Below are 20,527 nucleotides of genomic sequence, written 5' to 3'. Positions count from 1 at the left end.
CGACATGACCGAGAAGTCCGACACCGAGCCGCGCGGCGATCTCTGCATTCGCACGCTGGCAATGCCCGCCGACACCAATGCCAACGGCGACATCTTCGGCGGCTGGCTGCTCAGCCAGATGGATGTCGGCGGCGGCGTGTTCGCATCGAAGCTCGCGAGGTCGCGTACGGTCACCGTGGCGATCGAGGCGATGAATTTTCGCAAAGCGGTCTATGTCGGCGATCTCGTTTCGGTCTATGCCAATCTCGTCCGCGTGGGCCGCACCTCGATGACCGTGCATCTCGAAGCCTGGGCGCTACGGCGCAGGGAGCTCCAGCCGATCCTCGTCACCGACGGTCATTTCACCTACGTCTCGATCGATGATGACGGCCGTCCGCAAGCGATCCAGCGCAACGATCCGCCGATCGCGACGTAATCGCGCGCGACGCTCTGCCCCATCTCACGCAAACTTGCGGCACGCCAAACGCGGCGCGACTGAGTCACCGCGTCGCGGCTTCGCCAAGAACAAGTCATAAAACGGATGAGGTCCCGGCGTACTCAATTGCGTGTCGATTCGGGGTGGAGACGGCCTCAAATGCTCAGGAACCTTTGGGCAGGATTGCCGTTATTTGCCCGCACTGAGGAATCTACGGACCATGCCGGACAGCTACATTATCGAAGTCGACTCGCAAACCGCAGGTATCGTCGTTCGTTCTCAGGGAGGCTATTGTTTCTTCGCCTCGTCGCACCGCTTCAATCGCCTTGAAGGCCAGCTTTTCCGCAACGCACGCGAAGCCGAGCGTGCCGCGCGCAAGCTGGTTAACGGCGATGTGAAGGAAGCGGCGTAAACGCCGCCGCTGGCGATTTCTGGCGCGCAAAGCGTGGTCGGGATTTTTTGCAGCCCTTGATGCCGCTGCCTTTTCCTTCTCCCTTCATGTCCGCCGAAGCCTTGGCGAAGGCGGATGTGGGAGAAGGTGGCGCGAAGCGCCGGATGAGGGGTTGTTTCCGCGAATTCAATCGTGAGAGGGTCGCCCGCGGGGGCAACCCCTCATCCGTCTCGCCGCCGCGCGGCGAGCCACCCTCTCGCGCAGGGGGAGAGGGAAAGAATCGCAATCACAACTTCGTCGCGGAGCGCGACAACAACTTCCACTCGTCGCCTTGCTTCAGCCAGTTCATCAGGATGTGAAGGCTGTTTGCCACTTTCTGTCCGCCGGTCATCATCTCGGCCAACCAGTGGAAGCGCACGATCGCGGCGGGACCAACGATCTTGATGGTTGGATCCTTGTACGTAATCGACAGGAATTCGGTCTTGCCGTCGGTGGCGTTGGCGATAAAGGCCGCCTTATCCTCGAGGAAGCCGCTGGAATGGCTGTAGCTCAGATCGTCCGCGCACAGCGCGCCGAGGGCCTTCGGATCGGCCGCGATCTGGGCGAGGCGAAATGCCTCGACGTTCTTTGCCACCGCCTCGTGGTCCGTCGTGGCAGCATGGTCGCGATTCAGTGTCATCATATCCTCCGTCCTTGATCTTGCGCCCACTGTTGCAGCCGCACTTGATTGTGTCGAGCGCCAGGTCGCAATCGTCGTCGCAATACGCTGCATTGCGCCAGGCGGCGCGATTTCTGACGCGCAAAGCGTGGTCGGAATTTTTTGCAGCCCTTGATACCGCTGCCTTTTCCTTCTCCCCTTGTGGGAGAAGGTGGCGCGAAGCGCCGGATGAGGGGTTCTATCGGCGCATTCGGAAGCGAGAGAGTTACTCGCGGAAGCATACCCCTCACCCGTCTCGCCGCGAGCCACCCTCTCCCACAGGGGGAGAGGGAAAGAATCGCAATCACAGCTTCGTCGCAGCCCGCGACAGCAGCTTCCAATCGTCGCCCTGCTTCTGCCAGTTCATCAGGATGTGAAGATTGGTCGATACTTTTTTCCCATCGGCCGCCATTTCCTGTTCGCCCATCCAGTGGAAGCGCACGATCGCGGCGGGGCCGACGACCTTGATGGTCGGGTCCTTGTACTCGATCGACAGGAATTTTGATTTGCCGTCGGTGGCGTTGGTGATGAAGGTCGCCTTGTCCTCGACCTTGCCGTTGGAATGGCTGTAGCTCACCTCGTCGGCGCAGAGCGCGCCGAGCGCCTTGGGATCGGCCGCGATCTGGGCAAGGCGGAAGGCCTCGACCTTTTTCGCCACGGCTTCCTCATCCGCCGCGGCCGCCAACGCCGGTGCTGTGAGAGCAAGCGCGGAGACGGCAAGGGTTGAGACGGCAAGAGTCGAGAGAGCCAGATCGCGTCGGTTGATCGTCATCGTTTCCTCCTTTTTGGTCTTGCGCGGAGTGTTGCAGCCGCGCGCGACTTTGTCGAGTGTCGCTTGGCGGTCATGTCGATGCGTCATTGCGCGATCGGGGCTGCATTGATACGTGTTTCGCATTGATGCATCGTGCATTCGGGAAAGTACGGAAATGATCGAGGCCAAAGGGCAGGCGCAGGGGCAAGTGACGGGCAGGGCGCTGCTGTTCGACATCGACGGCACGCTGGCCAACACCGACCCGCTGCACCTCAAGGCGTTCAACCAGGTGCTTGGGCCGCTGGGCCATGTGTTCGATCACGCGCGCTTCTCCAGGGAGCTGCAAGGCTTCGCCAATGCGTCGATCGGCGAGCGCTTTCTGCCCGACGAAACCGTGGAACGGCGCGCCGTGATCCTCGGAGAGAAGGAGGTCGTCTTCCGCACACTCGTCGCCGGACAGATCGAGCCGCTTCCGGGCCTGATGGCGCTGCTCGACCGCGCGGATGCCGCCGGCATTCCCATGGTCGCCGTGACCAACGCGCCGCGTCCGAATGCCGAGCTGTTGCTCTCCGGTCTCGGCATCACGCACCGCTTCAGGGCACTTGTGATCGGCGACGAGCTGCCGCACGGCAAGCCGCACCCGCTGCCCTATCAGGAGGGGCTGCGTTTCGTCGGCGGGAGCGCGACGGCTTCGATCGCGTTCGAGGATTCCCGCTCCGGCGTGCAGTCGGCGACGGCCGCCGGCATTCCGACCATCGGCATCCGGACGAGCCTCAGCCATGCCGACCTTGTTGGCGCCGGCGCGGTTGCTTCCGCCAGCGCGTTCGACGATCCGGAACTGCTCGCGCGTCTCGCCGCCGCGATGGCATGGTGAGAGGCTTTGTCCGTTAACCGTGATCGCTGAGCGCATTGACCGAACGTGCGAACCGCCGCACCATGCGCCTTCCTGATTTGAGGCCATCGCCGTGACCGGATTGACCCATCGCCAAGCCGAAATCCTCAACATCGCGCGCGCCTCGGGGCGCGTCATGGTCGAGGAGCTCGCGCGCCGGTTCGAGGTCTCGGCGCAGACGATCCGCAAGGATCTGAACGATCTCTGCGAGCGCCGCTCGCTGACCCGTATCCACGGCGGCGCCATCATCGCCTCCGGCGTCGAAAACCTCGCCTACGAGGCGAGGCGGTTCGTCGCCGCCGACGAAAAGAAGGCGATCGGGGCTGCGGCCGCCTCGCTGATCCCGAACGGCTGCTCGCTCTTCATCAATATCGGCACCACGACCGAGGAGGTGGCGAGCGCGCTGACCTCGCACGAGGACCTCCTCGTCATCACCAACAATCTCAATGTCGCGATGCTGCTCTACCGCCATCCCCGCATTGAGGTGGTGGTCGCCGGCGGCACGGTGCGGCGGGCCGACGGTGCCGTGGTCGGCTCGACCGCGACGCAGCTCATCGGCCAGTTCAAGGTCGACTATGCCATCATCGGGGCGTCCGCGATCGACGAGGAGGGCGCGCTGCTCGACTTCGACTATCGCGAGGTGCAGGTGGCGCAAGCCATCATCGCCAATGCCCGCAGCGTCATGCTGGTTGCCGACTCCACCAAGCTGCGCCGCAGCGCGCCGGTGCGCATCGCCCATATCACCCAGATCCAGACCTTCGTGACCGACCAGGAGCTGCCCGAGCGCCTCGCCACCATCTGCCACAGCAAGGGCATCGAGGTGATGGCGGCGATGCCGAAGGATGCGGCGGATATCGATGATGCGCAGGCCGAAGCGCAGGATGCCGCGCCCGAAGCCGCGCCGGTGGTCCGGCTGAGATAGCGGCTTAGGCGTCGCTCCATGGGTCGAGCAGCGGAACGCCGAAGGCCGCAAAATCTTTCACATTGCGTGTGACGAGCGTGAGATCGTTGGCGAGCGCGGTGGCCGCAAAGAAGCCGTCCATCACGGACAACGCAACGCCATTGCGACGGCTCTGCGCCATCAGGTCGCCCCAGCGCTCAGCGACCGCGTGGTCGATCGGCAGGATGCGCTGCGCGAACCGAGCCGGCAGGTCATGGGCGAGCCAAGCGACCAGTGCGGCGCGCCGACGGCCATCGTCCAGCAGGGCGATGCCGCGGCGAAGCTCGGCGATCGAAGCAACGCTGATGAACGTGCGATCCTCATCGACCGTATCGAGCCATGCCAGGACTTTCGGGGAAGGCGCCGGCCGCTGAACCTCCGACAGCACGTTGGTGTCGAGGAGCAGGTTCACGGCATCTCGTCGCGCGGTTCGTCCTGCACCCGTTCAAGTTCGAGGTCGGCACCGCGCAGCGGCGAAGCCAGCAGGAATTCAGCTAGCGTGCCTTTGCGTGCCGTCTTTCGCGCCCATTCATCCGCGGAAACGACAACCGCATTGGGCCTGCCGTGTCGGGTGATGATCTGGGGGCCAGTTTGGGCGCGATCGACCACCTCGGACAGGCGTGCCTTGGCATTGGCGAGCGTCCACGTGTCAGTCGGGGGCGAATCGGGGGCGGTGCTGCGGTCTGTCATGCCGAATATAACTAATGTGACTATTATGACTATATTGGCTCTACGTGACTATTCAAGATCGTATTGCGGTTTCGATTGGCGTCCGAACTGCCCATTTCCACGGCTGATTGCCCACCAGAAAGTTCCTCTTTCACTTCCCTTCGCCTCTCTTTCATCTTGCTTTCGTTTTTCGGTGTGATCTAATCAAAAACGAAAGTAGTCGCTCGAAGGAACGAGCGGTCGCCGGGGGATGCGTCTGTTGGAGCGTATTTTCGACCTCGCCATTATCGGAGGCGGTGTTAACGGCTGCGGCATCGCGCGCGACGCGGTGGGCCGGGGCAACACGGTTTTCCTGTGCGAAATGAACGATCTGGCGAGCGGGACCTCGTCCTGGTCGACCAAGCTGGTGCATGGCGGCCTGCGCTATCTCGAATATTACGAGTTTCGCCTGGTCCGCGAGGCGCTGATCGAGCGCGAGATCCTTTGGGGCATCGCGCCCCATATCATCCATCCCCTGCGTTTCGTTTTGCCGCATCACGCCGGCCTGCGTCCGGCCTGGCTGCTGCGCCTCGGCCTCTTCCTCTATGACCATATCGGCGGCCGGCACCTGTTGCCGGCGACGCGTTCGGTCGATCTCAGGCGTGACGAGGTCGGCCGCCCGCTGATCCCGAACCGCTACAGCCGCGCGTTCGAATATTCCGACTGCTTCGTCGACGACGCCCGTCTCGTCGTGCTCAACGCGCGCGATGCCGCGGACAAGGGCGCCGAGATCCGCACCCGCACCCGCGCGACGGATATCAAGCAGTCCGGCGGCATCTGGACCGTCAGCATGGTCAGCACGCTGACCGGCGAGCGTTCGCAGATCCAGGCCCGCGCGGTGGTCAATGCCGGCGGCCCCTGGGTCGAGGATGTGCTCGGCCGCGGCGCTGGCGTGAACGCGAAGGCCAAGGTGCGCCTGGTGCAGGGGTCGCACATCGTAGTCAAAAAGCTCTACGACCACGACCGCGCCTACATGTTCCAGAACGCCGACGGCCGCATCATCTTCGTGATCCCGTACCAGGACGATTTCACGCTGATCGGCACCACCGATCGCGATTATGACGGCGATCCCTCCAAGGTGAAGGCGACGCCCGAAGAGATCGAGTACCTCTGCGCCGCCGCGAGCGAATACCTGGCCAAGCCGGTGACTTCGGCGGACGTGGTCTGGACCTATTCCGGCGTGCGGCCGCTTTATGACGACGGCGCCAGCGAAGCCAAGGCCGCGACGCGCGACTACGTGTTCGAGCTCGACACACCCGGCGGCGTGCCGCTGCTCTCGATCTATGGCGGCAAGATTACGACCTACCGCCGACTCGCCGAAGAGGCGCTGGAACGGCTCGCGCCCTATCTTCGCAGTGCGAAAGCGCGCGAAGGCTGGACCGGCAAATGGCCGCTGCCCGGCGGGGACATGGGCGTGTCCGACGTCGACGGCCTGATCGCCGAGCTCCAGCGCGGCTATCCCTTCCTCAGCCATGAGCATGCCCGGCGCCTCGCGCGCGCCTATGGTACCCGCGCCATCAAGCTGCTTGGTGATGCCAAGTCGGTCGCCGATCTCGGCCAGGCCTTCGGCGCGACACTGACCGAACGCGAGGTCCGCTACCTCATGGCCAATGAATGGGCGGTCACGGCGGAAGACATCGTCTGGCGCCGCTCCAAACTTGGCCTGCGACTATCTGCCGACGAGGTTGCTGCATTGAACGACTGGATTGCAACCCACGCTGTGCCGCAAAGTCCCCTGCTGGAAGCGGGAGGACGCCCATGACCGTGACGCTCGATCATGTGACCCGGACCGTCGAGGGGATACCGCACATCCGCGACGTCTCGCTGACGCTCGAGAGCGGGACGCTCAACGTGCTGCTCGGGCCGACGCTGTCAGGCAAGACCTCGATCATGCGGCTGCTCGCCGGCCTCGACAAGCCGACGACGGGCAAGGTGCTGGTCAACGGCAAGGACGTCACCGGCGTCGACGTGCGCAAGCGTTCGGTCGCGATGGTCTATCAGCAGTTCATCAACTACCCCTCGCTCACGGTCTACGAGAACATCGCTTCGCCCTTGCGCGTGCAGGGCAAGCCGCGCGAAGAGATCGAGAAGCGCGTGGCGGAAGCCGCGCGGCTGCTCCGGCTCGAGCCGTTCCTGAAACGCACGCCGCTCCAGCTCTCCGGCGGCCAGCAGCAGCGCACCGCGATGGCGCGCGCGCTGGTGAAGGGCGCCGATCTCGTGCTGCTCGACGAACCGCTCGCCAATCTCGACTACAAGCTGCGCGAGGAGCTTCGTACCGAGCTGCCGCGCATCTTCGAGGCGTCCGGCGCGATCTTCGTTTATGCCACGACCGAGCCGACCGAGGCGCTGCTGCTCGGCGGCAACACGGTCTGCATGTGGGAGGGGCAGGCGCTCCAGATCGGCGAGACGCCGAACGTCTACCGCCGTCCGCAGACGCTGCGTGTCGCTCAGGTGTTCTCCGATCCGCCGCTCAACCTCGTCGGCATCGAGAAAAAGAACGGCTCTGTGCAATATGCAGGCGGCATCGCCGCGCCGGCCTCCGGGCTCTATTCATCGCTCGCCGACGGCGCCTATCGCGTCGGCTTCCGCGCGCATCAGCTCGCCCTCGCCAATGGCGAGACCGACCGCCACGCCTTCCACGCCACGGTGACGGTGACCGAGATCACCGGTTCGGAGAGTTTTGTGCATCTGACCCGCGACGGATCGAACTGGGTGGCAGTGCTGCACGGCGTGCACGAGTTTGAGCCCGGCCAGACCATCGATGCCGTGCTCGATCCCAATGATATCTTCGTCTTCGACGCGGCCGACCGTCTGGTCGCCGCGCCGAGCTCGTAAGGGGGAGATGCGACATGGCCCGCATTGACCTCGTCGATCTCGCCCACTCTTACGGCGGCAATGATGCGCCGCAGGACAGCTTTGCGCTGAAGCCGGTGACCATGACCTGGCGGCAGGGCGGTGCTTACGCGCTGCTCGGCCCGTCCGGTTGCGGCAAGACCACGCTGCTCAACGTCATCTCCGGCATCATCACGCCGTCGCGGGGGAAAATCCTGTTCGACGGCCAGGACATCACACCGCTGTCAACCCAGAAGCGCAACATCGCCCAGGTGTTCCAGTTTCCGGTGATCTACGACACCATGACGGTGGGGCAGAACCTGGCGTTCCCGCTTAAGAACCGCGGCGTGCCGAAGGCCGAGATCGACAAGCGCGTCGCCGAGATCGGCCGCCTGCTCGACCTTGAGCCCTATCTCAATCGCAAGGCGACGCGCCTCACGGCGGATGCCAAGCAAAAAATCTCGCTCGGCCGCGGCCTGGTCCGCTCCGACGTCGCCGCCGTGCTGTTCGACGAGCCGCTGACCGTGATCGATCCCGAGCTGAAATGGCAGCTCCGTTCCAAGCTGAAGGCGTTGCATCGCGAGCTCGACCTGACGATGATCTACGTCACCCACGACCAGACCGAGGCGCTGACCTTCGCCGACACCGTTGTCGTCATGCATGACGGCCGCGTGGTGCAGAGCGGCACGCCCGCCGAGCTGTTCGACAAGCCGGCGCATACGTTCGTGGGCTATTTCATCGGCTCGCCCGGCATGAACATCCTGCCGGCCGAGGTGAAGGGTCGCGAGGCGCGCATCGGCGGGAATGTCATCGCGCTCAACCGCAGCTATGACAGCCTGCCAGCCGGCGCCAAGATCGAGATCGGCGTGCGTCCGGAGTTTGTCGACGCCGTCGCGCCCGCACCCGGATTGCTCAGTGCGAAGATCGACCGCATCGACGACCTCGGCCGCATCCGCTTCGCGCGCGTCCGCATCGGCGAGGCCAAGATCGCGGCGCGCGCGCCGGCGGGCTTCACCAGCGCGGACGGTACCGCCGGGCTGAAGTTCGATCCGGCGCATGTCCACGTCTATGCCGACAGCCTTCTGGTGGAGGGAGCCGCCTGATGGACAAGACCGTCAACCAAAAAGCCTGGTTCCTGGTGCTGCCGGTGTTCCTGGTCGTGGCCTTCTCGGCGGTGCTGCCGCTGATGACGGTCGTGAACTATTCGATGCAGGACACCTTCGGCAACAACCAGTTCTTCTGGAACGGCGTCGGCTGGTTCAAGGAGCTGCTCGATCCATCGACCGATCTCGGCGGCCGATTCCTCGCCTCGCTCGGCCGCAATCTGTTCTTCTCGATGGTGATCCTCGCGATCGAGGTGCCGCTCGGCATCGTCATCGCGCTGTCGATGCCGCGTCAGGGCTGGACGGTGGCGGCCTGCCTCGTCATCCTCGCGCTGCCGCTGCTGATTCCGTGGAACGTGGTCGGCACGATCTGGCAGATCTTCGGCCGGCCCGACATCGGTCTGATGGGCTATGTGCTCAATGCGATCGGCATCGACTACAACTACGTCTCCAACGCCGTCGATGCCTGGGTTACCGTCATCGTGATGGACGTCTGGCACTGGACCAGCCTGGTCGCGCTGCTGTGCTACGCCGGCCTGAAGTCGATCCCCGAGGCCTATTACCAGGCAGCTCAGATCGACGGCGCCTCGCGCTGGGCTGTGTTCAAGGCGATCCAGCTGCCGAAGATGAACCGCGTGCTCCTGATCGCCGTGCTGCTGCGCTTCATGGACTCGTTCATGATCTACACCGAGCCGTTCGTGGTGACGGGTGGCGGACCCGGCAACTCGACGACCTTCGTGTCGATCGAGCTCGTCAAGATCGCGCTCGGCCAGTTCGACCTCGGCAAGGCCGCGGCGCTCTCGCTGGTCTATAATCTGATCATCCTGATCGTCTGCTGGATCTTCTATACCGTCATGACCAATGCCGGCGTCGAACGCAAAGTCCAGGCCGAGACCGAGCCGGCGACGGAGCCCAAGCCTTCGGCCGTGCTCAAGCCCGTGACTGCACTCAAGCCAAAGGAAGGAGTGGCCTGATGCACTCAATTCCCGGCCGCCGCGTCATCATGGCGCTGTTTCTGATCTTCCTGTTGTTGCCGATCTACTGGCTCGTCAACATGAGCTTCAAGACCAACGCAGAAATCGTCTCGACGATGACGCTGTGGCCACATGCGCCGACGCTGCAGCATTACAAGCGCATCTTCACCGACGAGAGCTGGTACTCCGGCTACATCAACTCGCTCAAATACGTCGTCCTCAACACCATCATCTCGATCTCGGTGGCGCTGCCCGCGGCCTACGCGTTCTCGCGCTACCGCTTCCTCGGCGACAAGCACCTGTTCTTCTGGCTGCTGTCGAACCGCATGGCCCCGGCGGCGGTCTATGCGCTGCCGTTCTTCAACCTCTATTCGGCGATCGGCCTGTTCGATACGCCGTGGGCGGTCGCGCTCGCGCATTGCATCTTCAACGTTCCGCTGGCGGTGTGGATCCTCGAAGGCTTCGTCTCCGGCGTGCCGCGCGAGATCGACGAGACCGCCTTCCTCGACGGCTATTCCTTTCCGCGCTTCTTCATCAGGATCCTGGTGCCGCTGATCGCGAGCGGCATCGGCGTCGCCGCCTTCTTCTGCTTCATGTTTTCCTGGGTCGAGCTCCTGCTCGCGCGGACGCTGACCTCGGTGCAGGCAAAACCGATCGCGGCGATCATGACGCGTACGGTGTCGGCTGCGGGCATGGACTGGGGCCTGCTGGCCGCGGCCGGCGTGCTTACCATCATCCCAGGCGCGCTCGTGATCTGGTTCGTCCGCAATTACATCGCGAGCGGTTTCGCGCTCGGTCGGGTCTAGGGAGGCATCGATGGAATCTATTGCATGGATGGCCTGGACGCTGCCGACGGCGATCTTCTTCGTGGCGCTCGCCTCCACCCTCGCGGTCATGACGTGCCTCGCCGCGGTCTATCCCGAAGCCGAGCGCGTCGGCGTGCTCAGCATTCCGACGACGCGGGGCGACCGCCTGTTCATCTCCTTGATCACGGCGGCCGTCATCCACCTTCTGTGGATCGCCTTCGCCGGCACCGACACGCTCGCCACCCTGCCGATCGGCGAGGAAGGTTTTGAGATTTCGAGCCTGTGGCTCGCAAGTGGGATTTCGCTGGCCACGGCCGTGCTCATTTTTCGCACGGTCTGAAGCTCGCGAAGGGACGGCCAGATCCGGGGGCAACCCGGGCCTGTATAAAATTTTGTCGCTGCAACGGAGGAACAACATGCGACAGTTTAGGAGAAGGAAAGGTCCATTGACCAAGAATAGCTTTCTGACCATGTCCAGCGCCGCCGCCATCGTGGCGGTGTCGTTCGCCGTCTCGGCGCCGGTCCGCGCCGCCGACGACGCCGCGATCCAGAAGTGGATTGCGGAATTCCAGCCCTCGACGCTGTCAAAGGACGAGCAGAAGAAGGAGCTGGAGTGGTTCGCCAAGGCCGCCGAGCCCTTCAAGGGCATGGAGATCAACGTCGTCTCCGAGACCATCGCGACCCACGAATACGAGTCGCAGACGCTGGCAAAGGCGTTCTCCGAGCTCACCGGCATCAAGCTCAAGCACGACATCATCCAGGAAGGTGACGTCGTCGAGAAGCTGCAGACCCAGATGCAGTCCGGCAAGAACGTCTATGACGGCTGGATCAACGATTCCGATCTGATCGGCACACACTTCCGCTACGGCCAGACCATCGCGCTGTCGGACTACATGACCGGCGAGGGCAAGGACGTCACCGATCCCCAGCTCGACGTCAACGACTTCATCGGCAAGTCGTTCGGCACCGCGCCGGACGGCAAACTCTATCAGCTGCCCGACCAGCAGTTCGCGAACCTCTATTGGTTCCGCTACGACTGGTTCACCAACGCGGACTACAAGGCCAAGTTCAAGGCCAAGTATGGCTACGAGCTCGGCGTGCCCGTGAACTGGTCGGCCTATGAAGACATCGCCGAGTTCTTCACGAACGACATCAAGGAGATCAACGGCGTCAAGGTCTACGGCCATATGGACTATGGCAAGAAGGACCCGTCGCTCGGATGGCGTTTCACCGACGCCTGGCTGTCGATGGCCGGCAACGGTGACAAGGGCATTCCGAACGGTCTGCCGGTCGACGAATGGGGCATCCGCATGGAAGGCTGCCGTCCGGTCGGCTCCTCGGTCGATCGCGGTGGCGACACCAACGGTCCGGCCGCGGTCTACTCGATCACCAAGTACCTCGAGTGGATGAAGAAGTATGCTCCGCCGCAGGCCCAGGGCATGACCTTCTCCGAGTCCGGTCCCGTGCCGGCGCAGGGCAACATCGCCCAGCAGATGTTCTGGTACACCGCCTTCACCGCCGACATGGTGAAGCCGGGCATCGCCGTGATGAACGCGGACGGTACGCCGAAATGGCGTATGGCTCCGTCGCCGCACGGCTCGTACTGGAAGGAAGGCATGAAGCTCGGCTACCAGGACGCCGGCTCGCTCACGCTGTTGAAGTCGACCCCGGCTGACCGCCGCAAGGCGGCCTGGCTCTATCTCCAGTTCATCGTCTCCAAGACGGTGTCGCTGAAGAAGAGCCATGTCGGTCTCACCTTCATCCGTGAATCCGACATCTGGGACAAGTCGTTCACCGAGCGTGCGCCGAAGCTCGGCGGCCTGATCGAGTTCTACCGCTCGCCCGCGCGCGTGCAGTGGACCCCGACCGGCAACAACGTGCCTGACTATCCGAAGCTCGCGCAGCTCTGGTGGCAGAACATCGGCGATGCGTCGTCCGGTGCGAAGACGCCGCAAGCCGCGATGGATGCACTCGCGGCCGCTCAGGACTCCGTCATGGAGCGCCTCGAGAAGTCCGGCGTGCAGGGCGCCTGCGGTCCGAAGCTGCACAAGAAGGAGACCGCCGAGTACTGGTACGCCAAGGCCCAGAAGGACGGCACCATCGCACCGCAGCGCAAGCTCGCCAACGAGAAGCCGAAGGGTGAGACGGTCGACTACGACACGCTGATCAAGTCGTGGCCGGCATCCCCGCCCAAGCGCGCGGAAGCGAAGTAAGCGGCGCATAGCGTCATCAAACACGAAAGGCCGGGAGCGATCCCGGCCTTTTTCCTGGCGGATGTCGAGAATGGCGATTGTGCCGACTACACACTCGCTGTCATCGCCCGACTTGATCGGGCGATCCAGTATTCCAGAGACGGTCGTGATTGAACCGAAGAGCCGCGGCGTACTGGATGCCCCGCCTTCGCGGGGCATGACAGCCGTCGTGTGGTTGGTACTTACTCCGCCGGCTCGGCCGCGAGCGTCGGATAATCCGTGTAGCCCTTCGCGCCGCCGCCGTAGAACGTGTTCTTGTCCCAGTCGTTCAGCGCCGCGCCCGTCTTCAGCCGCTCGACCAGGTCGGGGTTGGAGATAAACGGCTTGCCGAAGGCAATGAGATCGGCCGCGTTCGCGTCCAGCACCTTGGTCGCGAGATCGAAGTCGTAGCCGTTGTTGGCGATGTAGGCGCCGGTGAAGCGCTTGCGCAGGCCCGCATAGTCGAACGGCGCGATGTCGCGCGGGCCGCCGGTGGCGCCTTCGACCACGTGCAGATAGACGAGCTTGAGCGCGTTGAGACCGTCGACGATGTGATCGAACAAGGCCTGCGGATTGGAGTCGGAGAGGTCGTTGGCTGGCGTCACCGGCGAGATGCGGATGCCGGTGCGGTCGGCGCCGGCCTCGGCGGCAACAGCCCTGGAAACCTCCAGCATCAGCCGCGCGCGGTTCTCGATGGAGCCGCCGTAAGCATCGGTGCGCTTGTTGGCACCGTCCCTTGCGAACTGGTCGAGCAGATAGCCGTTGGCGCCGTGGATTTCGACGCCGTCGAATCCGGCCTCGAGCGCATTCTTGGTGGCGCGCTTGAAGTCATCGATGATGCCGGGAAGTTCGGAGAGCTCGAGCGCGCGGGGTTCGGAGACGTCGGCAAAAGTGCCGTTGACAAAGGTCTTGCCCTTGGCGCGGATCGCGCTCGGCGCCACCGGGGCTGCGCCATTGGCCTGGAGATCGACATGCGAGATGCGGCCGACATGCCAGAGCTGGATGAAGATCTTGCCGCCGCGCTCATGCACGCGGTCGGTGACCTTGCGCCAGCCGGCGACCTGGTCCTTGCTGTAGATGCCGGGCGTGTCCTGGTAGCCCTGGCCCTGCTGTGAGATCTGGCTCGCTTCGGTGACCAGGAGACCTGCGGAGGCGCGCTGGCCGTAATAATCGGCGGCAAGCGGGCTCGGCACGAACGTGCCGGGCGCTGCGCGGTTGCGCGTCAGCGGCGCCATCACGAGGCGGTTGGCCAGCGTGATCGGGCCGAGCTTGTAGGTCTCTAGCAATTTGGTCGGGCGGCTCATGGGAATGCTTCCAGGCGGTGAGAGATCACGAACACTTGTGCATCGCGACAATCAGCGCAAGGGAGGAGCCATACGGAAAGTGCAGGCGAGCTACGCGGCCTGGCCCGCGTAGCATGATTCATGTGCAATCCCGGCCATGACAGCGGATTTGCGCTTCCACGGCCTGCGATCCCTCAGTTCGCGCCGAGGAAATCGCGCTTGCCGATCTCGACGCCGTTGTGACGCATGATGCCGTGAGCGGTGGTGGCGTGGAAATAGAAGTTCGGCAGCGAGACCCCGCTGAAGAACTGCTGGCCCTTGAGCGTCATGGTCCGGTCCGGGCCCGCCGGGAAGGTCACGTCCTTGGTGTCGGCGCCTTCGAACTGCTCCGGCTTGTACGATTTCACGTAGTCGATCGTCTTGGCGAGCCGCTGCTTCAGCTCCTCAAACGTCTTTTCCGTGTCGGGCATCGAAGGCACCTCGCTATGGGTCAGCCTGGCGCAGCCCTTGGCGGCGAAATCGCTGGCGAGCTGGATCTGCTTCGACAGCGGCAGCATGTCCGGGAAGAGGCGCGAGCCGAGCAGGACGCCCGGGTCGATCTTTTTGGCCGCGCAATGCGCCTCAGCCTTGGTGAGCAGGCCGGTCAGGCTGTTCAGCATTTGCAAGTACGCGGGGACGACGGCGTCGTGGAAGGACATGTGATGCTCGCTTGTGAATGGGAAATCTCAGGAGAAACCTGAGCCACTCACATGGGAGCATCACAGAAAATTACAATCGCGAGAGCGGCTTGTGCGGTGCGAAAATTCTAGCGAGCCACACCCGCAGTGTCATCGCCCGCGAAGGCGGGCGATCCAGTACGCCGCAGCGGTTCGATTCCGGCCGCGCTGTCTCGGAGTACTGGATGCCCCGCCTTCGCGGGGCATGACGGAGAGTAGAGGCCTTAGCGCACCATCCCCGCCGGCTGCGCCTGGGCCGTGCCGCCGCGCATCCGCGCGAGCAGCTCGGCGGTCGGCCAGGAATCGGCGGGCAGGCCGTATTTGATCTGCATCGCCTTCACGGCGGCACGGCTCTGCTGGCCCAGCACACCGTCGACCTTGCCGACGTTGAAGCCGGCCTGGACCAGGAGCTGCTGCAATTGCTTGAGTTCGTTGAACGGCAGTTGCGCGACCGGTTGGGCCGGCTTGCGCATCGGAGCCGCGCCCGCGATGCGCGTGGCGAGATAACCCGCGGTGGTCGAATAGATCAGCGAATTATTCCACTCGGTGTAGGCCGCGAAATTCGCATACGCCATGAAGGCAGGTCCATTGCGTCCCATCGGCAGCAGCACGGACGACGCGAGATTGTCGTTCGGCAGCGGACGGCCGTCGGGATAGGTGACTCCCAACTGCGACCATTTCGAGCGCGGCTGCTGCACCGTGAGGTCGGTCTGATCCCAGGGCAGGTTCTGCGGCACCTTGATCTCTTCGAGCCACGGCTCGCCGCGCCGCCACTTCAATCCGTTGGCGATGTAGTTCGCGGTCGAGCCGATCACGTCGTCCTCGCTGCGCAAGAGATCGCGCCGTCCGTCGCCGTCATAGTCGACGGCGTAGTTGACGTAATGCACGGGCAGGAATTGCGTCTGCCCGAGCTCGCCGGCCCAGGAGCCGACCATCTCGTCGGGTGTGAGATCGCCACGATCGATGATCTTCAGCGCGGCGATGGTCTCGTTCACGAACATCTCCGAGCGCCGGCAGTCATAGGCCAGCGACACCAGTGATTTCAGCGTCGGCAGATTGCCCATGTTGACGCCGAAATCGCTCTCGAGGCCCCAGAACGCGGCGATCACCGCCGGCGGCACGCCGTATTCCTTTTCGGCGCGTGCGAACGCAGCCGCGTGGCTCTTGATGTGCTGCTGGCCGTTCTGCATGCGATAGGGCGCGGCCATGCGGCCGGCAAATTCGGTGAAGAGCTGGCCGAACACGCGCTGGCCGCGGTCGCGATTGACGATGCCCTGGTCGTAGACGAGGTAGGGCGAGGCTTCCGATATCGTCCGCTGCGACACGCCGGCGGTAACGGCCTGCTTTTTCACGTCGGCCAGGAAGCGATCGAAGCTCGTGCCATTGTGGCACGAGGCCGCGCGCGGCGACGGGGTTGTGGCTTTGGGCGCGATGGGCTTGGCGGGTGGTGGCGCGAACTGGGCGGAGGCGGGGAGGGCGAAGGCGAGCAGAGCGGCGGCCGCGATCGCAAATCGGGTCTGGAGCATGAGGTTTCCGGCGGGGAGAAGGGCGCGTGTGGAATCTTGCTAAAGCTTAAGTGAATTGAGCGCCTCAAACCATCCCTTCGTCATGGCCGGGCTTGTCCCAGCCATCCACGCCTTTCGGGCCTTGTGTAGAGGAAGAACGTGGATGCCCGGGCCTTCGCCGCGCCGAAGCGGCTTCGGCCGCGCAGGCGGGACAAGCCCGGGCATGACGGAAATGCAATGTTGGGCATAGCCGCGGCCCCGCGACGCACCTTGAAACCTTGCACCCGGGCCGGGGTCATCCCTACCTGAATAGCGCCGGCCAGAGGTTTGCCCGCGGCCGCCCTGGGAGACGGCCATGAACTATCTGCGTACCGCAATGCTGCTCGCCGGCCTCACCGCCCTGTTCATGGGCGTCGGCTATCTGATCGGCGGTGCCACCGGCGCCATGATCGCGCTCGTCATTGCCGCCGCGACCAATCTCTTCACCTACTGGAACTCCGACCGCATGGTGCTCCGCATGTACGGCGCCCATGAGGTCGACCGCGCCAGCGCGCCGGAGCTGGTCGGGCTCGTCGCCGAGCTTGCGGGCCGCGCCTCGCTGCCGATGCCGCGTGTGTTCGTAATGGACGAGGCGCAGCCCAACGCGTTCGCGACCGGGCGCAACCCGCAGAATGCCGCGGTCGCCGTCACCACCGGCCTTGTGCATCAGCTCAGCCGCGAGGAACTTGCCGGCGTGATCGCGCACGAGCTCGCGCATATCAAGCATCACGACACGCTGCTGATGACTGTTACCGCGACCATCGCCGGCGCGATCTCGATGCTGGCGCAGTTCGGCATGTTCTTCGGCGGCCATCGCGACAACAACGGCCCCGGCATCGTCGGCTCGATCCTGATGATGATCCTCGCCCCGATCGGCGCCATGCTGGTGCAGATGGCGATCAGCCGTACCCGCGAATACGCCGCGGACAATCTCGGCGCGCGCATTGCGGGCCAGCCAATGTGGCTGGCGTCGGCGCTGCTGAAGATCGAAGGCGCCGCGCATCAGGTCCCGAACTACGATGCCGAGAGAAACCCCGCGACCGCGCACATGTTCATCATCAACCCGCTGTCGGGCCATGGTGTGGACAATCTGTTCGCCACCCATCCTTCGACGCAGAACCGCATCGCGGCGCTCCAGCAGCTCGCGGCCGAGCTCGGCGCGCAGGCATCTCCGTCGGTCGGCGCCAACGAAAACTATCCGCCGCGGAGCCCGTGGGGGCAGTCGTCCTCACGCGGCCCTTCACCTGGTCCTTCCCGTGGCCCTTGGGGCTGATGCGGAACCGGCCGGAATCGCGCCCGGCTTTGTGACCGGCTTTTGTGACCTGGCGCACACAGGATGGTCCCGGCCGGTGTTAACACCATGGCGAGACTGTTCCTTCGAAAGGGGATGCGTGGCCGGTCCTCTGCCTGCCACGGTCGAAGATGACCAAAGCTGCGGTACCATTGTTGATCGTCCTGGGCGTGCTCATTGGCCTGTCCACGCACACGGTCGTCAATTGCGGGGACGAGGACGAGCCCGACATCTGCTCGGCGGTGATCGGATTCTCGCCGCTGCGGGGATCGCTGATCGCGTTCGCCTATGAAGGGCGCGGACGGATCGCGTTGCGCCACGGCGACTGGCGGCGGGCGATCGCGGATTTCGACGAGGCCATCCACCTCAATCCCAACCGCGCCTCGCTGTATCGCGACCGGGCGCAGGCGCGCCGGCAGAACGGCGACCTGGAGCTTGCCATCGAGGATTACGACGAGGCGATCGCGCATGATCCCAGGCACGCCGCGCCCTATCACCAACGCGGTCTCGCGCTCGCCGCCACCGGCGATCTCGATCGCGCCATCCTGAGCTACAACACGGCGGTCCGTCTCGACCCGTCGGATGCGCAGGCCCGCCTCGACCGCGGCCTTGCATTCCTCGCCCGCGGCCAGGCCGACGACGCACGCGCCGATTTCGAAGCCGCTCTCGCGCTGCCGGCCGGCAAGGACGACCGCACCCGCGACGCAGCCCGCGCCAAGCTCGCCGAGCTCGCGAGCGCCGAGCCGAACCAGGCCCCCGCGCCGAGGCGGTAGAGATATCTAGAGCCGCATTCGCCGCTGCAACCCTCTCCCCTTGCGGGAGAGGGTGGCTCGCCGCGATAGCGGCGAGACGGGTGAGGGGTATCTCTCCACGATTGATCCTCTCGCAGACGAGTACGCGGAAAGAACCCCTCATCCGGCGCCATAGCCGAAGCTTCGCTTCGGCGTTCTTAAGAACGGCGGCCGAAGGCCGCCTATGCCACCTTCTCCCACAAGGGGAGAAGGAAGAAAGTGCGCGCTTACTTCGCTTTCTTGGCTTTGGCCTTCTTCGCCTTTTTCACCGGCTTCTCCTTCGCCTTCTTCTCCACCTTCGCCGGGATCGGCGTGCTGGCGACGAGGCGCATCGAGCGGGCGTAGCTGTCGGCGACGTTGTCGGCGGACATCTGGAGGCGCTTGGCGGCGGCGGTGGCCTGCTCCATCGTGGCCTTGGCCATCATCTTGAAGCGGTCGCCGGTCTCCTTGCCCTTGGCCTTGGCCGCAAGGCCGTTGAAGCGATCCCGGCGCTCCTTGGCGCGGGTCAAAAGGCCCGTATGCAGCTGTCTGGCCAGTTGCCGGATCACGACATCCAGGTCGGCGTCCGCCATGTTGTTCTATCCTCTTAAAACGGTATCGATGCGGGCGGGACTATGCAGATCGGGCCCCGCCTTGGCAATTCCCGGCGGTGCGTCATCCGCAGCTTCCGGTTACCAAACCAAAAAAGCCGCGCATTTTTGCGCGGCTTTCTGGGGTGGCTTGGCGCAGACGCCTTATTTCAGCGAGGCAACCGGTCCGCTCGCCGGTGCCGGATCGGGGTCGAAGCCGAACACGCCGACCAGATATTTGTAATAGTCCGGCATCTTCTCCTTGAGCGCCTCGCGCGACTTCGGGTCGTGGAATTCGCTCTTGCCGGCCAGGAAGATGCTGGCGGTCACGGCAAAGAATTCCATGGGATTCTTCATCGCATAGGATTCCTTGGGCAACAGGTCCTTGGACTTGGCAAGGGCGAAATAGCCGATCACGCCCTTGTTGGCGTAGCCGTCCGGCAACAGCCGCGCGTGATAGGCGTGCAGCAGCTCGTGCAGCAGCACGGCTTCCTTCTCGTAGCGCATCATGTCCGGCCGCAGCATGATCACGCCGAGGCCCGAATCGACCGCGAGGTCGACGGCGTTCGGATTGGTCCAGCGCTGCTTGTCGGGGTCCCAGACCGTCAGCGTCCGGGGTGCGGTGCGCTGGATATCCGGCGTGACCCGGCCGTAGCATGCGGTCGCGGCGCCTTCGTCGAGGCAGGCGAGCTCGCTCGCGACGATCGGAACGGTGTGGAAGAAGCGCAGCACGCGCGGCGACAGGCCGGAAGCCTCGACGACGTCGATCTGCTGCTTCAGATTGTCGGTGAGCTTGTCGACGTCCTTGCGCTCGGAATTCTCCGTCAGGTCGAACATGTAGCCGCGGTAGCTCTGGAAGCCCGGCGGCAGCACCTGCGCTGCCCCGGCCGACGCGTCGAGCGATCCGGCATGGGATGGATTGGCGAAGAGCGCGCCCACAACGGTCGCGGTCAGCAGCAGCGCAGCGCGCATGATGAACCCCCTGTTGTCACTTCACCCGGCAGAATAGGCCGCCGCCGTTTGCGAAAAGTGAGTGGGGCGAGACTAAGGCACCGATGTTGAGGCGTGCTTAACCGTTGGTTGCAGATCGCGGGAATGGATTAGTGGCGGGTTAACCAAGCGTGGATTGGTCGCGCGCTTCGGCGTAGGATCGAAGCCGGGCACATGCCCGACAGCAATAGCCGGAGGAGGATGCCATGTATGCCGCCATCCGTCAGGCCAAGGCGAAAAGCGGGAGCGCCGAAGAGCTGGCGCGCCGCATCAAGGACGGCGCCGTTCCGATCATCAGCGACGTCGACGGTTTCCGTGCCTACTACGTCGTCTATGCCGGCGACGACACGGTCACCGCCATCTCCATCTTCGACAAGTTCGAGCAGGCGGAGGAGGCGAACCGGCGAGCGATCGCCTGGATCGAGAAGGATCTGGGGCCGCTGCTCGCAGGGCACGCGAGCGCCGCAGCCGGGCCGGTGATCGTGCATACGCTGGCGTAGGTGGACGGATCGCTCTCGCCTCACACTCAACTGTCATCGCCCGGCTTGACCGGGCGATCCAGTACTCCGAGACGGCTGTGATCGAACCGATAAGCCGCGGCGT

23 protein-coding genes are annotated in these 20,527 nt (G+C 64.3%); 14 read left to right on the top strand and 9 right to left on the bottom strand.

Translation table 11 applies throughout. The features are described 5' to 3' along the window. Window positions 1-4: 4 nt before the first annotated feature. Entirely contained in the window at window positions 5-415 is a 411-nt protein-coding gene (locus AB7Z56_RS34990) for an acyl-CoA thioesterase (RefSeq protein ID WP_063985193.1), read from the top strand. A gap of 220 nt (window positions 416-635) precedes the next feature. Next, window positions 636-827: a hypothetical protein gene (locus tag AB7Z56_RS34985; protein WP_028134810.1), complete on the top strand. Its 192-nt coding sequence runs from the start codon at window positions 636-638 to the stop codon at window positions 825-827. Between the two features lie 265 nt (window positions 828-1,092). Here the strand turns inward: AB7Z56_RS34985 and AB7Z56_RS34980 are convergent, their stop codons facing one another. Both AB7Z56_RS34980 and AB7Z56_RS34975 read right to left on the bottom strand, forming a co-directional pair. Further along, window positions 1,093-1,488 (bottom strand): nuclear transport factor 2 family protein, encoded by a 396-nt coding sequence (locus tag AB7Z56_RS34980; protein WP_155795382.1) that lies wholly within the window; start codon window positions 1,486-1,488, stop codon window positions 1,093-1,095. Between the two features lie 319 nt (window positions 1,489-1,807). After that, window positions 1,808-2,275, bottom strand: a complete 468-nt coding sequence (locus tag AB7Z56_RS34975; protein ID WP_231144343.1) for a nuclear transport factor 2 family protein — start codon at window positions 2,273-2,275, stop codon at window positions 1,808-1,810. Between the two features lie 154 nt (window positions 2,276-2,429). On the opposite strand from AB7Z56_RS34975, the gene AB7Z56_RS34970 reads away from it, so the two are divergent. Both AB7Z56_RS34970 and AB7Z56_RS34965 read left to right on the top strand, forming a co-directional pair. Next, a complete protein-coding gene (locus tag AB7Z56_RS34970) occupies window positions 2,430-3,128 on the top strand; it encodes an HAD family hydrolase (RefSeq protein ID WP_063985192.1) in 699 nt (232 codons plus the stop codon). Between the two features lie 91 nt (window positions 3,129-3,219). Beyond that, window positions 3,220-4,068 (top strand): DeoR/GlpR family DNA-binding transcription regulator, encoded by an 849-nt coding sequence (locus AB7Z56_RS34965; protein WP_063985191.1) that lies wholly within the window; start codon window positions 3,220-3,222, stop codon window positions 4,066-4,068. 4 nt (window positions 4,069-4,072) lie between these two features. Here AB7Z56_RS34965 and AB7Z56_RS34960 read toward each other — a convergent pair whose 3' ends face one another. Both AB7Z56_RS34960 and AB7Z56_RS34955 read right to left on the bottom strand, forming a co-directional pair. After that, a complete protein-coding gene (locus AB7Z56_RS34960) occupies window positions 4,073-4,498 on the bottom strand; it encodes a type II toxin-antitoxin system VapC family toxin (protein WP_063985190.1) in 426 nt (141 codons plus the stop codon). Then, window positions 4,495-4,776, bottom strand: a complete 282-nt coding sequence (locus AB7Z56_RS34955) for a type II toxin-antitoxin system Phd/YefM family antitoxin (protein WP_028148610.1) — start codon at window positions 4,774-4,776, stop codon at window positions 4,495-4,497. Before AB7Z56_RS34955 ends, AB7Z56_RS34960 begins: the two co-directional genes overlap by 4 nt. Before the next feature lie 229 nt (window positions 4,777-5,005). On the opposite strand from AB7Z56_RS34955, the gene glpD reads away from it, so the two are divergent. From glpD to AB7Z56_RS34920, 7 genes are all read left to right on the top strand, one after another. Then, a complete protein-coding gene (gene glpD / locus AB7Z56_RS34950) occupies window positions 5,006-6,556 on the top strand; it encodes a glycerol-3-phosphate dehydrogenase (RefSeq protein ID WP_063985189.1) in 1,551 nt (516 codons plus the stop codon). Then, window positions 6,553-7,629, top strand: coding sequence for an ABC transporter ATP-binding protein (locus AB7Z56_RS34945; RefSeq protein ID WP_063985188.1), 1,077 nt, complete (start codon window positions 6,553-6,555; stop codon window positions 7,627-7,629). The genes glpD and AB7Z56_RS34945 overlap by 4 nt, the downstream gene beginning before the upstream one ends. A 14-nt stretch (window positions 7,630-7,643) precedes the next feature. Next, window positions 7,644-8,729, top strand: a complete 1,086-nt coding sequence (locus AB7Z56_RS34940) for an ABC transporter ATP-binding protein (RefSeq protein WP_063985187.1) — start codon at window positions 7,644-7,646, stop codon at window positions 8,727-8,729. Beyond that, window positions 8,729-9,703, top strand: a complete 975-nt coding sequence (locus tag AB7Z56_RS34935) for a carbohydrate ABC transporter permease (protein WP_063985186.1) — start codon at window positions 8,729-8,731, stop codon at window positions 9,701-9,703. Before AB7Z56_RS34940 ends, AB7Z56_RS34935 begins: the two co-directional genes overlap by 1 nt. Then, window positions 9,703-10,509 (top strand): carbohydrate ABC transporter permease, encoded by an 807-nt coding sequence (locus tag AB7Z56_RS34930; protein ID WP_063985185.1) that lies wholly within the window; start codon window positions 9,703-9,705, stop codon window positions 10,507-10,509. The genes AB7Z56_RS34935 and AB7Z56_RS34930 overlap by 1 nt, the downstream gene beginning before the upstream one ends. 10 nt (window positions 10,510-10,519) lie before the next feature. Further along, window positions 10,520-10,849 (top strand): DUF2160 domain-containing protein, encoded by a 330-nt coding sequence (locus AB7Z56_RS34925; RefSeq protein ID WP_063985184.1) that lies wholly within the window; start codon window positions 10,520-10,522, stop codon window positions 10,847-10,849. A gap of 130 nt (window positions 10,850-10,979) precedes the next feature. Next, on the top strand, window positions 10,980-12,722 hold the full coding sequence (locus AB7Z56_RS34920; RefSeq protein ID WP_063985183.1) for an ABC transporter substrate-binding protein: 1,743 nt from the start codon (window positions 10,980-10,982) through the stop codon (window positions 12,720-12,722). Window positions 12,723-12,943: 221 nt separating this feature from the next. Here the strand turns inward: AB7Z56_RS34920 and AB7Z56_RS34915 are convergent, their stop codons facing one another. The 3 genes from AB7Z56_RS34915 to AB7Z56_RS34905 form a co-directional block, all read right to left on the bottom strand. Continuing rightward, on the bottom strand, window positions 12,944-14,044 hold the full coding sequence (locus AB7Z56_RS34915) for an alkene reductase (RefSeq protein ID WP_063985182.1): 1,101 nt from the start codon (window positions 14,042-14,044) through the stop codon (window positions 12,944-12,946). A 173-nt stretch (window positions 14,045-14,217) separates the two neighbouring features. Next, window positions 14,218-14,721: a DUF1993 domain-containing protein gene (locus tag AB7Z56_RS34910; RefSeq protein WP_063985181.1), complete on the bottom strand. Its 504-nt coding sequence runs from the start codon at window positions 14,719-14,721 to the stop codon at window positions 14,218-14,220. A gap of 242 nt (window positions 14,722-14,963) precedes the next feature. Next, complete coding sequence (locus AB7Z56_RS34905) at window positions 14,964-16,265, bottom strand: lytic murein transglycosylase (protein ID WP_063985180.1); 1,302 nt, start codon at window positions 16,263-16,265, stop codon at window positions 14,964-14,966. A 334-nt stretch (window positions 16,266-16,599) separates the two neighbouring features. Between AB7Z56_RS34905 and htpX the strand changes: the two genes are divergently transcribed. Together htpX and AB7Z56_RS34895 are read left to right on the top strand one after the other, a co-directional pair. Further along, window positions 16,600-17,556, top strand: coding sequence for a zinc metalloprotease HtpX (gene htpX / locus AB7Z56_RS34900; protein ID WP_063985179.1), 957 nt, complete (start codon window positions 16,600-16,602; stop codon window positions 17,554-17,556). Between the two features lie 149 nt (window positions 17,557-17,705). After that, on the top strand, window positions 17,706-18,347 hold the full coding sequence (locus tag AB7Z56_RS34895; protein ID WP_187387797.1) for a tetratricopeptide repeat protein: 642 nt from the start codon (window positions 17,706-17,708) through the stop codon (window positions 18,345-18,347). Between the two features lie 245 nt (window positions 18,348-18,592). On the opposite strand, the gene AB7Z56_RS34890 is transcribed toward AB7Z56_RS34895, so the two are convergent. Both AB7Z56_RS34890 and AB7Z56_RS34885 read right to left on the bottom strand, forming a co-directional pair. Continuing rightward, entirely contained in the window at window positions 18,593-18,937 is a 345-nt protein-coding gene (locus tag AB7Z56_RS34890; protein ID WP_063985177.1) for a hypothetical protein, read from the bottom strand. A gap of 162 nt (window positions 18,938-19,099) precedes the next feature. Beyond that, window positions 19,100-19,906 (bottom strand): hypothetical protein, encoded by an 807-nt coding sequence (locus AB7Z56_RS34885; protein WP_063985176.1) that lies wholly within the window; start codon window positions 19,904-19,906, stop codon window positions 19,100-19,102. Window positions 19,907-20,130: 224 nt separating this feature from the next. Here AB7Z56_RS34885 and AB7Z56_RS34880 point away from each other — a divergent pair, with 224 nt between their 5' ends. Further along, complete coding sequence (locus AB7Z56_RS34880; RefSeq protein WP_014497428.1) at window positions 20,131-20,424, top strand: antibiotic biosynthesis monooxygenase; 294 nt, start codon at window positions 20,131-20,133, stop codon at window positions 20,422-20,424. Window positions 20,425-20,527: the final 103 nt, after the last annotated feature.

It is taken from the genome of Bradyrhizobium sp. 482_C4_N1_8 (assembly GCF_052075965.1).
GTDB classification, from domain to species: domain Bacteria; phylum Pseudomonadota; class Alphaproteobacteria; order Rhizobiales; family Xanthobacteraceae; genus Bradyrhizobium; species Bradyrhizobium barranii.
Note: the sequence above shows the minus strand (reverse complement) of the source record. Positions and strands in the feature narration are given on the sequence as shown.